Below are 14,982 nucleotides of genomic sequence, written 5' to 3'. Positions count from 1 at the left end.
GACCAGGAGCGTAAATATGGTGTTAGCCGAAGGAAGTTCTGGAAGCAGCCATTGCATTTAAGGCGTTCTCAAAATAGCTATATACTTCATCTGCAATTCCCAGAAACTCTTCAACAAGTACATTACTATCCAAGTAACAAGCATACAGATAATCAACTAAAGCGGAGTCAATCTCACAATAGTTTAATATGGCATTCTTCATCTTAATAATGTCATCTTGCCATACACCTGTATCTTCTAAAACCAAAGAGTATAATGCACGAATTAATCTTTTAGAGTAACCTTTAATATATCTAGTTTTCATTGTGTTATCACTAGCATTAGAAAGTAAACCATGTATACGATCTACTTCCTCCTTGGTCTCTGTATTTAAGTCTAAAATGAACTCTGGAGAAATAATTATCGGTGGTACTTTTTCACCAACGTCATCACCATATATGCAAACACAAATTATCTTAACCCAAAAACCCCACTCATTTGGTTTACTTAATACATCGTCAATCGAGCAAATTATCGTATCAATCTTAGTTACTACTGGATATTCTTCCAAAAGCCTGTCTTTAATATTTGACAATCTTTCGTAATCAATATCTTTGGGATTTACACATACAATAGTAAAGTCTGCATCTGACTTAAAAGGTTTAGCAGTTCCTTTTGGAATCGAGCCACACATATAAATGCTATGAAACTTACCTTTAAATTCGGTAAGTATATTATCTATATACTTATCAACAAAATCCTTATATTCACTTTGTATTACAATTCTATTTATAACTTTTTCTAATATCATATAGACTCCTCCTAAACTAAGAACTTCTTTCGGCTAACGTCTTATCTACGAACTTCGTAAATAACTTCATATGTAGAGTATTCGCGAAATCAATAAACTCCCCTGCCTGTTAGCTTAATAAATTTAATTAATAGTTCAATGCTTATCTAATCGGTAATCGGCTTATACTCTTGTCCTTTTCGGTAATCGGTACAAGTTCTTGTCCTTGGCTCTGGACAAGAACTTGTACCGATAAAACAAAAAAGCCACTAAAATAGCGACTTCAAATGGGACTATGCTCTTGTCCCCCGACAACACAAACCTCCCCTTATTAACAGCGTTACAGAACAATGATATCATTTATTTGATCCAATTTACATGTACTGGTGGTTGCTTATCATGAAAATCAATCGAGTCGTATTGTTTTGCATCCTACAGAAACTTGGCTATGACGCTGATTTAGCGACGAACGGCCAGGAAGCACTTAAAGCGACTCAAGTGAATGCCACTAATGGACGGAATGAAGTCAACAGAAAGAATCCTCGAATCAGTTGCGCACATGTGTACGTTCCGAAGCTAACTACAATGTAGCCACGTTTATGTCATAATCCTACAATGGGTCACTTTTGTACATTTTATAATGACATTTATTACTACAGAAAAATAAAAAGCCTGATTAATCAAGCTTTCCCCGAACTAATAATTGTAGACACTTTTGTGTCATCAGACAAATCCTATGGATTATCGTGTCATACATTATATATGTGCATTTTTAGAAATCAAAATTAGAAGTTCTCCGTTTCCCCCTGGCGCTGCCCGTAAATTGAACAAAAAACAGCCGGTCATTCTGATCGGCTGCATATATTTAGACGACAATTTAATAATACTGCTCCACCCGTTTTGATTAGCCCGATAGGGAAATGTGAACAGGCTTTTTGATATCGCTCTATACCTGCAACAGACCTACCAAAGTTAGGATTTTGGAATGAAGTTCGCTTCGGATTTCCTCGCTCAAATCCTCCGCATCGTCGTCCAAAATGTCTAAGGACTTGTTCATGAAATGAACAGTTTGTTCTAAATTATTATTCTCCTCGTGATGGACCGCCTGACTCAAAGCGTTCTGCAGTATAGCCATTTTCCCTTCAGCCGCACCGCTGTTCAAGCCGTGTTGCTCCATGCTTTCCAGCAGATCGCCCATCGCCAAATCAGGGTTCGTGTAACGCCACAGTTCATGCTTCTTGCCTTCGATCCCAGAACGCATATAGAGGGCGCCATTGTTATCTTGCGTCAAATTGCCGAACTGACGGGTGTCGTCAAGAACGGTCACTTGTTTCGTCTTGCCGTCCACCCGGAAGAAGACACCCCGTGCCGTCCCGTAAACATTACCGTCCTTCCCTGTCAGCATGTATGCGTCCGCCCATAGTGTCCCGGCGTAGCGGATGTCCATCAACGGATGCTGTTCCGTCACCGTCTGCGACACTGAATCGAAGATGAACAAGACACCCTCGTCAAACCCCCAGATGTTGCCGTCGGGTCCCACGATGAGCGAAGTAACGGCCTGTTTTCCGGCTACGGGCGTTATTTCAAGCTCCTTCTGCCCGCTTGCCGCGTCCCATACGAACAACTTTCCTTCTGACGCTGTCGGCGCAGGCGCCCCGTAAGCCCCCCATATCGAAGTGCCTCCATAGACTTTTCCGTCTTTGTAGGCAAGCGTAATGATACTCTGATCCTGTACCAGATTCCGAATACTCTGCAGTGTTTTCGTAGCGGGATCGTAGATGCCGAACGCACCGCCCAGTTCCCCGTACTGCGGTACAGTGCCGATAAACAGCTTGTTTATATCCTCCGCAGCTATCATGCCGAAAGGACGGTCCTGCAGGCTGTCCGCTTGGAACTTCGCCACTTCTACAGGATTGCCCGCCGCCCACGGAAGACGCGTATCGAACATGGACACTCTCGCTTGCGGATACACACCAAAATATAGGACATCCCCTAGCGCAGCAATGCCTTCTGCTTGGCTGATGCCCGACGTTCGGGACTCCATCGTTCCGGTAGAAGGATCATAAATACCCGTGCCGCCCTGAGACCCGGAAACATAGACGCGCCCATCCGGTCCCCCTGCAATCGAACGAATTTCAATCGGCTGTCCCGGGACATCGACCGTCTTGCTCCGGAGTGTCCCGGTGCTCATCTCGTACGTTAAAGCCGCATTATAGCCCGCCCACGCCGATAATGTGTAGACCGGCGACTGCGGCGTTCCCGTATTCACGAACCTCGCAGATTTCCAACTGTTGAATCCGCCCAATCGTACGACTGGACTGATCTGACCTGTTGCAAAATCGTAAGCGTGCAGAAAAGCATCGCCCGGTGAGAACATGTACGCTTTGTCGCCCTGTGGCGAAGGAATGACATGGGCCGAGGTTACTTTTCGCTCATGTTCGATTGTTTTCGTCGTCTTGTCCATCACGATCATCGTGCCAGTCTTGTTCAATTGGATAAACAGCTTGCCGCCGATCAGATCAATGCTGTTGGGATATTCTTCAATGGCAAGAAATTCGGGCATGAAGTTGGCGGATACGGAACCCGTCTCCGGATCGAATTCGACCAGCTTGTTGCTCGTCCCGGTTCCGACATAGAACAAGCTGCGCTCACTATCATAGGCAACCTGCCGGACATATTTCTCTCCGGGTACAAGCGTACCGAAGCTCCGGAACGCACCAGTTCCCGGATCGTACTCAAATAGTTTGCCGCCTGGATATGTGCCTCCGTAAATCTTTCCGTCCGGGCCATTGGTAACATCAAAAATATGCGTTTCGCCTGCAACCGGTTTTCCAAGGGGCTCCAACGCATCCGCACCGGGCGAATATCGGAATAGCTCGCCAGAACCAGTCGAGCCGATATACACCTTGCCGTCACTCCCCGTTACAAGTGCGGAAGTAGTGGTGGTACCGGGAATATCAATGATTTTTACAACTTCCAGCGTCAACGCATGGAGGACAACGAATTGAGCGGGACTTCCGTTTATGGCAACGCTTATATAAGGGGTTCCGTCAGGGCCGTCAAACGGAGTTCCGCCTATGCCGACCACCCGTTTCAAAGCAGTGCCTAGGTTTTCGTAAACGCCGGAGGCGGGATCCTGTCCCTCCGCATGTGTCTGTAGGGGGACCGCAGCGGACATTCCAACCCCTATAATGGCAGCTAACATCCAAATGATCAGCTTATTTGCACATCGAATCATAAAACAACCTCCTCATCATTTTAATCGCGCGGCACGCCCGTACGTTTAAACTGTCATCGTATAACGCCGCATTCGCGTCTTCCCGTCCGAAAAGTACAGTCGGCCGTCTTCATCCTCAGCCAAAAATCTAGCTCCGTCCTCAACCAGCACATCCAGTTCAAACCTCGCGGTATCGTATCGGAACAAATACTTCCCTTGAACGGTGCCGTAGAGAGCCCCGTCTTTACCGAAACGGAGCGAGGCATCCCGCCAAATGTACTGATCGCCGTATCTGATTTCAGGGAACAAATGCGCTAAATGAACACACATTTCGTCAGCCATATCGAATGCGAAGACGTACCCTTCCGCCATCCCCCACAGCAGTCCCTCAGGACTGAACGTCAAGGACGTTATCGCTTTCAGTCCGGCTATCGGTAGAGGAACGCCTCTTACCGACTCGGCGGCAGTATCAAACACAAGCAGCTCCGCTTCGGTGCGCGATCGGTCGATTCCCAATCCGCCCCAGACGTTAGTTGCGCCATACAGCACGCCATTTCGGTACACCAGGCTTACAACACTTAGATCAGGCAGCGGATTCCGGTATACCTTGCGCTCTCCCGTAGCCGGACGAAATGCAACGATGGAGCCCCCCAGCTTTCCGTATCCGCATATCGTACCGATATAAAGCACCTCTCCTCCGACCGCAAGAGCGTAAGGCCGATCCTGTTCCGCATCGGACAGGTCGAACAGCATCCGGGGATTGCTTCCTCCTTCCGACAAAGTCCAAGGTATCTTCGGGTCGTATTCGAATAGCTTTGCATGCGGGTACACGCTGAAGTACATCTTGCCTCCGATTTCGGCGATATTTTCTGTCTGTCCAACTCCTTTATACTCTGTAAAATGAGCCGTTTCAGGGTTCAATACGGAGGTTCCGCCGACAAGAAATGCTCCTATGTAAATGTTGCCGTCGGAACCGGCCACCACACACTGTATGTTCGTGGGCACTCCATCAATGTCCAGATCAATGAGACGTATGGCCCCCGTTACCGGATTGAATTTGAACATCCGCGTCCGCCCCATTCGGCTTCCGATTCCGATGAGAGTTTGGCCGGGATAGGTTTCCTGATCAGCCAGTTCGGTAAAATCAAGCTCAAACGGCATGATCGTTGTGTCGATGCCAAGCGATTCCGACCGCCCCGTCTCGATGACATATCGGTGCAGAATACCGGCCGACGTGTAATACACGGATCCTTCATGCTCCGGCGAAACGCCAAGGCAGCCGACTCCAGGCACTTCGCGCTCCAGTCGTTCCGTTACACCTCCCCCAGAATCCATCGTCAAGTCGTAAACGAGCATACGATTGGACGGATTTAAGCGGACGAACAATTTGCCGCCTTCGATGTCCAAATTGTATACAAATTCGTCATTCCAGTACTTATCCGGGAGCAGTTCGCGAATCTCCCCTGTGGTGTGATTATACCGCTTCAATCTCGCATGGGAGCCGATTCCTACATAACTGATGCCCGATTCAGCCAGATGCGCCAAACTGCGGACATAATGTTCTCCCTGCGCGAACGGCTGAGGTCCATGCACGAGGAAACCTTTGTGCGTCGTATATTCAAAGAATACCGCTCCCGGATAAGTACCCCCGAACACGCCATCCTTGCCGTAAGGGATCAGTGCATATCCGAATGTCGTCCCCGGAGTTGGTTTCCCCAGCACTTCCAGCTCCCCATCCCACGGCGTGAAACGGTATACATTTCCCTGACTGTGAGAACTGACGTAGATGCTGCCGTCGCCGGCAGCAGTCATACTGAACCCGCCCATAGCACCGGGCATCGGCAGGGTTTGCTTCAGCTTTTCTTCATTTAAATCAACGATTCCGAACCGTGCATCTTGGCCCTGGGACCCGTCCAAAGCCAAATACATCAAATTGTCGCCGTCTTCTGTCTTTACCAGAGAAGCGGAGTGTGAGGTTGAATTATGAACTGCTGCCCCCAGATCCTCCAGCGTTCCTGTATGCCTGCCGGCCGTCCTTATCACTTCCACTACATCGAACGTTCGCTCCATCTGTTCTTCACTAACCTCTCCTATTGGATGTGAATACTAACCCTTGACCGATCCGATCATGACACCTTTGGCAAAATGCTTCTGTAGAAACGGATAGACGATCAAAATCGGAAGGGTCGCCACCAAGGTCGCAGCCATCTGAATCGTTTCCGGCGGCGGAGGATTTTCCATCATCATCGTCACCGAGCCCAGCGAATTCATCGGATCGTTTAGCAGAACGATTTGCCGCAGAATGACCTGAATCGGCCATAATGTCGGATCGTTCAAATATAAAATCCCGGCAAAATAATTGTTCCAATGGCCTACTGCATAGAACAGGCAAAAAGTAGCTAAAGCAGGTTTGGACAGAGGAAGAATGACCTTAAAGAACGTGGTAAGCTCATTGGCTCCATCGATATATGCGGCTTCATTCAGCTCCTCCGGGATTCCGAGGAAAAATTGACGCATCACGATGAGATTGAACGGCGCAATCGCTGATGGAATGATGAGGGCCCACAGACTGTTGAGCAGACCCGTCTCCTTGACGATCATGTATGTCGGTATCATTCCTGCGGAGAACAGAACTGTAAAAAGCACTAAAAACAGCATGAAGGATTGACCTGGCAGCTTGCGCGTCAAACCGTAAGCCATGGCGGAGGTGAACGCTAAGTTGACAAGCGTGCCGATGATCGTGATAAAAATGGTGACACCCAGCGATCGAATAAACGATTTGGATGCGAATATATAACGGTAGGAGTCCAGCACCCACTCATTGGGCCATAACAGCAAATCGCTCGACATGTATTCGTGCAGACTCGAAAAGGACACTGCGAAAATATACAGAAAAGGGATGACCATGACAGTTCCGATCAACACAAGCATCAGCGAATTAACGATGTCGAACGCTGCGCTCAAAAACGGACTTCGAATGGTGAGTCTGCGTTCACCTCGTGATATTTTCATTAGTAGATGCCCTCCTCTCCGTACCGTTTCGCAAGCCTGTTGGCTATCATGACGAGCAGCAAACCAATCAGTCCTTTAAATAAACCGACCGCAGTCGCAAAGCTGTAATCCGCCTGATCTATTCCTTTGAAAAACACAAATGTGTCCAGCACGTTGCCGACATCCATATTGAACGAGTTCAGCATAAGGAAAATTTGCTCGAATCCACTGTCCAGCACATGACCGAGCCTTAGAATCAGCATGATGATAATTGTGCTCCGGATGCCCGGAAGCGTAATATGCCACAATTGCCGCCAACGGCTCGCCCCGTCCATCACAGCAGCCTCGTACAAACTCGGATTAATCCCTGACAGCGCGGCTAGGAAGATAATGGTCCCCCAGCCGGCTTCTTTCCAAATAACCTGCAAAACGACAAGCGGACGGAACAAATCCGGTGTTGTTAAAAAATTAATGGCCCCCTGCCCGAATTCGACCTGCAGCAAAGTGTTAATCAGTCCGTCGCCGCGCAGGAATATCGTGAAAATACCTACGACAATGACCCAGGATAGAAAGTGCGGTAAATAGATGACCGATTGAATGAAACTTTTGAATATTTTGCTTCTTACTTCGTTCAGCATTAGCGCGAGCAGGATCGGTGCCGGGAATGCAAAGACGATTTGCAAAAATGACAGCACAAGTGTGTTCCACAGCACTCGCACTACTTCTTGGTCCTCGAAAATCGTAACAAAATGCTTTAACCCGACCCAATCGCTCTTAAAAAAGCCAAGAAACGGGCTGTAGTCCTGAAAGGCAATAATCGACCCTAGCATGGGAACATACCGGTACACTAGAAAATAAAGCAGCCCGGGCAAAACCAGCAGATAGGCATAGCGTTTTCGCCAAAGTAGATGCCTAATCCTGAGGCTCCTTGTAACGGAGGTCCGCTGGCCGGAGAGAGGTGTGCGATGATTCATCTAAGATCCTCCCAGCATATGTGTTAATCCCAAGCATCCTTAGGATCTTTTAGCGTCGTGCCTTCGTTTACCTCTTCAATCCATTGTGCGCCGCCCTTAGCCATCCATTCTTGTACCATTGCGTCCCAATCAGACACCGGACGTTGGCCCGTGATCATTTTGGATTGCTCGTCGAGGATAAATTTATTAAGTTCGTTTCCTTTGGACACTTGGGTCGGAGAATAGACAGCGTAATGCGGAGATCCGTAAAATTTACTCGACCCGTGCAATTTGACCATTTTCTGTACGACGGCATCCAATATCGGGTTTGCATATTTGTAAACCTTGTCGGATTCCTTCTTAGGCCAGGGTACGTCATCCAGCAAAAAGGAAGTCGGACGAAATCCGTCCTGTAACGCATTAGGTTTCGGAACTGCCATCCCGTCCACCATATCGTAACCCTGACCGAGTCCGCCCAATAACCAATCGAAATCTTTGTTCTCCGGATTAGATTGATCCAAAGGAATAATCGTCCGAGGCACCTCCGTCATCTCCAAGATGCGGCGAATTTTCTCCGGGTCCTTGCCGGCTTCTGCGGAAATGGTCATGAAACCGATAAATCCACTGGTGGAAGCCAGTCCCTGGGAGCCGTCGGGGGCTTCAGCTGGCGCCATGAAAGTGAATTTCGCCTTCGGGTCGAGCTGCAGCAAGCTGTCCGCGTTGGCTTGAATCATTCCACGAGGAGTTCCGATAAAAATCCCCGCCTTGCCGGAATAAAACTCCTTGTTTAAAGCGTTTCCATCCATGATGGCAAAGTCTCTCGTGATGGCGTTTTCAATGTACAAATCAGCGAACCATTGGATCTGTTCTTTCCTCGCGTTTGAAATAATTCCCGGAATAAACTGCCCTTTATCGTTCTTGTGGTACCAAGCCGCTGGATCCCAATAAGCTCCTAGGTTGTAATTCGGGACGATTTCTTTCCCTAAGACGATCCCGTAAGTATCGTTTTTACCGTTTTGATCGGGATCGTTCTTCGTGAAAGCAATCGCGACTTGCTTGAGCTCTTCGTAGTTAGTGGGCGTTTTCAGGCCCAGATTATCTAACCAATCCTGTCTGATCATCGGTAGGACGTTAAATCGCGGATAATATTTCGGAATGGCGTAAATTTTTCCGTCGACCTTAAATTGACTCCAAACAAATTCCGGAACTGCGGCAAGAGACGGATACTCCTTTATGTAATCATCCAAAGGCAAAAACGCCTTCTGCTTAACGAATTTGACATAACGGTTCGATATGTCGGGAGCTTCAAACGCCAGCATATCAGGAATGGAGCCCGATGCCAAAACTGCGCTCAACTTCTCGCCGTAGCTCGGCTGTGGTACTTGATTGATTTGGTAATCGACATTGAACCGTTCGTTGATCATCTTAACGCCGGGCGCATCATTCGGCGGCAGCTCACCGTACCCGAATTTCATTGCCGTAATTGTAATCTTACGGTCTGGGTCCGATTGAGCGGTCCCTTCCGTTTCCGAACCTCCATTGGAACAAGCGGCTGTTAACATCATCCCGGCGGTGAGCAAAATTGCAAGCTTACGAAATGCCATAGCTAAACCTCCCAATCGATTTAATAATGATCATAACGAATCAACATACCCATCGTTTGCTGTGGCATCATCTTGTATCTCTCATATGCTCTTAACACTTGTGAAAATGGAACCTCTTCGGAAATCAAAGAACTTATACGAATGGACCGACGCTCCAACATCTGTAAATATTCCCTCATATTGCGTCCCTCCGTCCAGCGGACGTATCCGATCGGATAGTCGTGTCCGTTCCGCTCATAGGCGAGGTCGCCGCGGCCAGGTCCACCAGCCTTGGAGACCGTCACATTAGCTTCTTTTGCAAACAGAAGCTCACGATTAAAATCAAGCTTCATATCTCCCACAATTACGACATGCCCCTGCTGACGAACGCAGCGTAGTCCGTAATCGATTAAACTTCCGTCCGGACCGTTCGCACAGAGAAGTACCGCATCTACACCGGCTCCTCCCGATTGCCGTGATGCCTCCGAGTTGAGCGCTTCCAAGCTATCAGCTACGAAAGCGCCGGGAACAAGCGACTTCAACTGGCCGTTTCTCTCCGACAGCAAGTCGTAAGCAAGAACCCGGTAAGATGCTGCGCTAGCAATTTGGCAGACTAGCTGTCCGATGATTCCTAGTCCGACAACCACCACCGTTTCTCCGAATTGTAGAGATGCCTTACGTAGTGCATGAATGGCGATCGCTCCGAGTCCAACGAAGGATGCCTCCTCGAATCCGACTGAATCCGGAATCGGAACAACGAGGTTCCTGGGCACACACAACCATTCGGCATGTCGCACGTACGGGCCGCCGTAACAGGCGACCCGCTGGCCTATCGTCAAGCCGGGGCATTCACCGTCAATATCCTCTACATACCCCGCTGCGCTATAGCCGAGGGGCACGGCCTCTTTATTGGGCCGTCGCGCGATCATCAGTTCCGTTCCCGGACTGATAGCAGAACATACAGTGCGGATCATCACATGATTGGGCATAAGTTTTGGCTTAGATTCTAAGTCGGTTTGAATGGAACCTCCTTTAGCAACAACAATATTCAATGGTTTTCCCTCCATGAATTCAATTCAACCACAAACGTAATAAATAAACTTATATCATTTTTTTAAGCATCTGATACGTATCTGGTTAAATTATAAAGAGAAATAGTAAGCGCTGTCAAACCTTTTTCGAAAAATAAAACTGGTGTTTTCTCGCCGTCTTCTCTCATGTTAATCACTGTTACCGAGTGACAGAGACATTTATATGTTTTATACTATTAAATATGTATGAACGCATATAACGGTTAGTACTATGTGCATCTAGATACGAATCAGAAAGATTAAGAAGAGTATATTGTGACCACATTAAGATCAGGGGGGAACCAGAATGAGCCGAAAAACAAGACATTCTGTACTGCGAAATAAACTGGATGATATGATTGCCGGCATACGGAACGATATTGAATCCGGAAAGCTCGGCAGCGGCGATTTTTTGCCGTCGGAGTTAGAGTTGGCTGAAAAATACGACATCAGTAAACATTCTGTACGCAAAGGTTTGGATGTGCTGGTGGGGCAGGGTTATGTACTCAAAATACCGCGGGTCGGTTCAAAAGCGACCCTCCCGGGTCCAAAACCGACTACGATACTGCGATTCGGTTATTATCCCTCCATGCACAAACAAGCCGGATTAACTGGTTTAATCAAACTTTTTCATGAACGTCACCCGGATATTCAAGTAGAACTGATCCCCGTTCCTTTCAAATTCGACGAACTTCATCTGATGAAACACTATTTGGATGCTGGCTTGATCGATGTGGCTATGTTTAACCATCAGAGCTTTGCGGAGCTTGAGGAATCCACCGGGGTTGCAGACATCTTAGAACCTCTTGAACCGGAGTCGGGAATCTACCCGTTCCTGTTTAAGGCTTTTCAATCGAACAATCAATTGTTTGCGATGCCTTTCGTCTTTTCTCCAGTCATTCTTGCCTACAATAAGGATCACTTCTCGGAATACGACCTGCCGGAACCGGACAGCAGCTGGAGTTGGGACGAACTGCTTCGTGTGGCCGGGGAAATTGGACGAAGCAATAATCGGGTCGGTTTCTACTATCATGCTTTATCAGACAATCGATGGCCCGTCTTTCTGCTTCAAAGCGGCGAAAAGTTGAGGGATGGAGCCACAAAGGGGCTCGTGTTCAACCGTCCAGCCGTGCGGGAAGCGATTCGGATGAGCCGAGATATCTTGGTCACCCAAGGATTGACCTCCCTCTTGTCACAAAATAATGCCGAAGCCGAAGAGCTGTTTCGCAGCGGGAAAATCAGCATAATTATGACCTCATATTTTGGGCTGAATCAATTTCATGACGCGCCGTTTCGATTCGACATCGCCCCTTTGCCCGCCCTTCAATCGGCCGATACATTGAACTTGGTCATTGGACTCGCGATATCCTCAAAATCTATTCACAAGGAAGCGGCAAAGGCATTGATTACGGAGCTGTCTTCTCTGGATTTCCAACGTTTAGTCCGCAGCAGCACGTTAAGCATACCGGCTTACAAAAGGGCCGCGGAAAGCGGCAGAGAGCCTGAGCAGGCCTCCCCCGTGACCGAGCCTCCCAGGTTCCCTCTCTACAGGGAAATTATTCGCAGCTTTCGGCTTCACTCTGAAATCGGGCTGTCCGGGGAAGTTCTAAAGCGTATGCGCGGTGAACTTAAGCTTTATTGGGCGGGTATCACTGACTTGGATACCTGCTGCAAAAATCTGGAAGAGGCTTTAGTTACGAAACCGGTGGGTTAAGAGGTTGAGAGTAGAACGTGCATCGTTCCAAAATTGAAATTCAATTCCAGAACACAAAAAGAGATCGGCTGCGTGCCGGTCTCTTCGCACAGGTGAATATTTAACGACTTATTACTAAATCTTATACACAGCTACTCATGATTCAGTTCTTCGCCATATGGGCTAAGTTTAGTGCCTTGGGCTACCGTATTAATGGCGACCGACATTAGTCTAAACCTTGTAGCATCTTGAAGAGTGAAACTCTCCCAATCAACCTCATCAGAGTCGGAACAGTTAAAAGCAGCATCAATTACCCGTTGTTTAGACATCACCAGCAAATCGGTAATAGCACCATGTTCTATATCTTTATACAGTAGGTTTTTCGCACAAAATAATTTTTCACATTAATCAGGGTATCCTACCCGTTAGCTATCTTTTCATTAGAAAGGGAAACGACTTTTGATAAAATTCATATGAATAATGGCTTTCGCCTAAGGTTGCTACTCGATGCTTTATAATCTAAATATAAATTCCACATACCTCTAATACAAGGGGTAACTTCGATCCCTGTCATGGTTGCGATGTTGCTCAGGGTACGATTACCATCTATGAACCTTAGCATACTGTACTCGTTTGGCGAAAGAAATCGGCGACTGGGCCAGACCGGATCTTCTGAGATGGCCAGCAATCGAGTTATATCGAACCTGACCGACGAGGTAAAATACGGGATGCAGTTTTCACTTAGGGAATTGATTTGAAGTTCCTCCGCCAATCGCGTGGAGTAAGGCTGCATAAGTTTTTCATATAATTCGTATTGTTCGCCTTCAAACATTGGTGGATACCACTGGGGTGTGCCCGTTGTATATCAACGATCATTTAATTGTCGATAATATTTTAAGCTCTCTAAGATACTGTTCAGCTGCCAGTTTGTCATTATCTAACTTAATAACGTCTTGCTTAGCGATCACCTCAATATGATGGTCTAACCTTTTTGTTTTGAAGACCTAGGATTTTTCCGCTGCTCTGAGATGATATAATTTGTTTTTAATATTGAATCTTAATCCAATACTGAGGCTTTGAACTGTTTTTTCCATGGTCCAATAATACAATTTTCACGGCCATCGTCATATCTTTCATAGGTACTTCGAATACGCCTTTCAGATTGTATTTCTGCCGTAATGTTGTAAATGTTTCAAATATATCTTTAGAAAAATCTTGCAGCCTTTCGCCTGCAGCGAAAGCTTCCGGAAAGTAATATCGTGTAAATGACCACCCGCTCCCAGCGTTATTCGCTTAACTCATCGTAGCATTTTAAACGTGGATATCCTCAAGTGATCGGATGCCAATAAACTTATGTTCTTCGTTCATGAATCTTTGGATGATCTGGTCGGCATGACCATGGCTAAACACTAATTGTTGTGCATTGAGCTGCTCTTGTTCAACTAGTATTAGTACAAGAGTTACATTTAACCTGTCTAATTTGTTGTAATAATCAATAAGCCATTCATAATGTTGTTCGTCTAGACATTGAGCTTCATCTATAAATAACAAGACAATTCTAAATCGATTCGCATTTCCCTGTTGGTACAAAAAGGAGAGTAAACGGTTTCGTTTGGCACTTGTTTTTCCTGATAGAGCAAAATCATGCCCCATATCCATCAATAACGTCTCAAGAAACTCTTCTTCCTTTGCAATTTTAGAATGAAGACTGACAATATGATGGATCGGAAACTCTATTCCTATTTCTTTCGGAAGATTTTTCTCAAGAAATTTTACCATCCAGGTTTTACCTAACCTTGGTCTCCCGTAAATGGTTGCCCCTGTAACTCTAAGCCTAATCCAACGGGAAACAGCTGCAAAAACCTTCAAAATTTCGTTTGTTGGAATTTGATAATCATCTGTTTCTACTGGATGGCTTCCAATTGGGACCTCTGGTCTTGTGTAAATTGTAACTTCATTGATTTGTTTGCTCATTTTTCCCACCAACCAACTCATCTATTTTTGCAATTAGTTTTAAATTTGCTCCGCAGATCCTCGATATTATTGATTACATCCTAACTGATCAGTTCTTCTTCGATACCATCGTTTAACACGGTTTTAAACTCATCGGTGTTCTCCACCGGAGGTATTGTTTTTGTCTTATATCTTTGAAGAGCAGCCAATTGGTTGCGGGGACCTTTATGTATCGTTGAGTTCTCTTCTAACCAACTTTCAAACGCATCAATTGGGGAAAATGCATCATCAAATTTTAATTTGTTATCCCGCACCAGTTTGTTGATGACTTTTCTTGTCTTTAAAGAATGCGGTTTTCTTCCCCCCCCCCTTTTGCTTTTAAATAATCCAGTTCTTGACCATCGGAAAGATAAGCTTTCAAGGTAGAAATATCATCGATATTTACCTCGACAATCAACTTTTCACCAACTAAACTATAGTTTCTAGCTAACAGAGTGCTTGTGTACGGAACACCTTCGTAATTAATGTGGGACCTTTTTCCTGTCTTGCTATTCCCCTGCACGATACGACTTGCTTGTAAGGAAAAAAAATAGCCTCATTCCTTTCGTGTTCCAACAGTTGACGTGGAATCATATCCTGATGCTTTATTCTCTGCTCCATAGCTTCTAAGGGGCTTATTCCTAAACTTGAATGTAGTGTAGTATTATAGTGAGCAATTGCCACCTCAATGAGTTTTGGGGACGATCGATATGA

At 46.4% G+C, this 14,982-nt stretch carries 11 protein-coding genes; 1 reads left to right on the top strand and 10 read right to left on the bottom strand.

Translation table 11 applies throughout. The annotated features are described in order from the left end of the window. Window positions 1-22 precede the first annotated feature (22 nt). The 7 genes from PLA01S_RS28905 to PLA01S_RS28875 form a co-directional block, all read right to left on the bottom strand. Complete coding sequence (locus tag PLA01S_RS28905; protein WP_127595491.1) at window positions 23-790, bottom strand: nucleotidyltransferase; 768 nt, start codon at window positions 788-790, stop codon at window positions 23-25. A gap of 925 nt (window positions 791-1,715) precedes the next feature. Further along, window positions 1,716-4,007: an FIMAH domain-containing protein gene (locus PLA01S_RS28900; protein ID WP_127595489.1), complete on the bottom strand. Its 2,292-nt coding sequence runs from the start codon at window positions 4,005-4,007 to the stop codon at window positions 1,716-1,718. 45 nt (window positions 4,008-4,052) lie between these two features. Next, a complete protein-coding gene (locus PLA01S_RS28895; protein ID WP_127595486.1) occupies window positions 4,053-6,056 on the bottom strand; it encodes a ligand-binding sensor domain-containing protein in 2,004 nt (667 codons plus the stop codon). A 36-nt stretch (window positions 6,057-6,092) separates the two neighbouring features. Beyond that, window positions 6,093-6,998 (bottom strand): carbohydrate ABC transporter permease, encoded by a 906-nt coding sequence (locus PLA01S_RS28890; protein ID WP_127595483.1) that lies wholly within the window; start codon window positions 6,996-6,998, stop codon window positions 6,093-6,095. Next, the gene (locus PLA01S_RS28885; RefSeq protein ID WP_127595480.1) at window positions 6,998-7,951 is read right to left on the bottom strand and encodes an ABC transporter permease; all 954 of its coding nucleotides are present in this window, start codon (window positions 7,949-7,951) and stop codon (window positions 6,998-7,000) included. The genes PLA01S_RS28890 and PLA01S_RS28885 overlap by 1 nt, the downstream gene beginning before the upstream one ends. 23 nt (window positions 7,952-7,974) lie before the next feature. Next, window positions 7,975-9,534, bottom strand: coding sequence for an extracellular solute-binding protein (locus PLA01S_RS28880; protein WP_246059909.1), 1,560 nt, complete (start codon window positions 9,532-9,534; stop codon window positions 7,975-7,977). 20 nt (window positions 9,535-9,554) lie between these two features. Further along, window positions 9,555-10,565, bottom strand: a complete 1,011-nt coding sequence (locus tag PLA01S_RS28875; protein WP_127595477.1) for a zinc-dependent alcohol dehydrogenase — start codon at window positions 10,563-10,565, stop codon at window positions 9,555-9,557. Window positions 10,566-10,890: 325 nt separating this feature from the next. Between PLA01S_RS28875 and PLA01S_RS28870 the strand changes: the two genes are divergently transcribed. After that, complete coding sequence (locus PLA01S_RS28870) at window positions 10,891-12,297, top strand: extracellular solute-binding protein (protein ID WP_127595474.1); 1,407 nt, start codon at window positions 10,891-10,893, stop codon at window positions 12,295-12,297. Window positions 12,298-13,587: 1,290 nt separating this feature from the next. On the opposite strand, the gene PLA01S_RS28865 is transcribed toward PLA01S_RS28870, so the two are convergent. The 3 genes from PLA01S_RS28865 to PLA01S_RS28860 are packed head-to-tail and all read right to left on the bottom strand — an operon-like array spanning window position 13,588 to window position 14,791. Further along, complete coding sequence (locus PLA01S_RS28865; protein ID WP_127595471.1) at window positions 13,588-14,271, bottom strand: AAA family ATPase; 684 nt, start codon at window positions 14,269-14,271, stop codon at window positions 13,588-13,590. A gap of 59 nt (window positions 14,272-14,330) precedes the next feature. Next, the gene (locus PLA01S_RS32195; protein WP_164817539.1) at window positions 14,331-14,543 is read right to left on the bottom strand and encodes a hypothetical protein; all 213 of its coding nucleotides are present in this window, start codon (window positions 14,541-14,543) and stop codon (window positions 14,331-14,333) included. Window positions 14,544-14,569: 26 nt separating this feature from the next. Then, window positions 14,570-14,791: a hypothetical protein gene (locus PLA01S_RS28860; protein ID WP_127595468.1), complete on the bottom strand. Its 222-nt coding sequence runs from the start codon at window positions 14,789-14,791 to the stop codon at window positions 14,570-14,572. Window positions 14,792-14,982 lie beyond the last annotated feature (191 nt).

The organism is Paenibacillus lautus NBRC 15380, assembly GCF_004000945.1.
Lineage (GTDB): Bacteria > Bacillota > Bacilli > Paenibacillales > Paenibacillaceae > Paenibacillus_AQ > Paenibacillus_AQ lautus.
The sequence above is the reverse complement of the archived record's forward strand: the minus strand, read 5'-3'. Positions and strand labels throughout refer to the sequence as shown.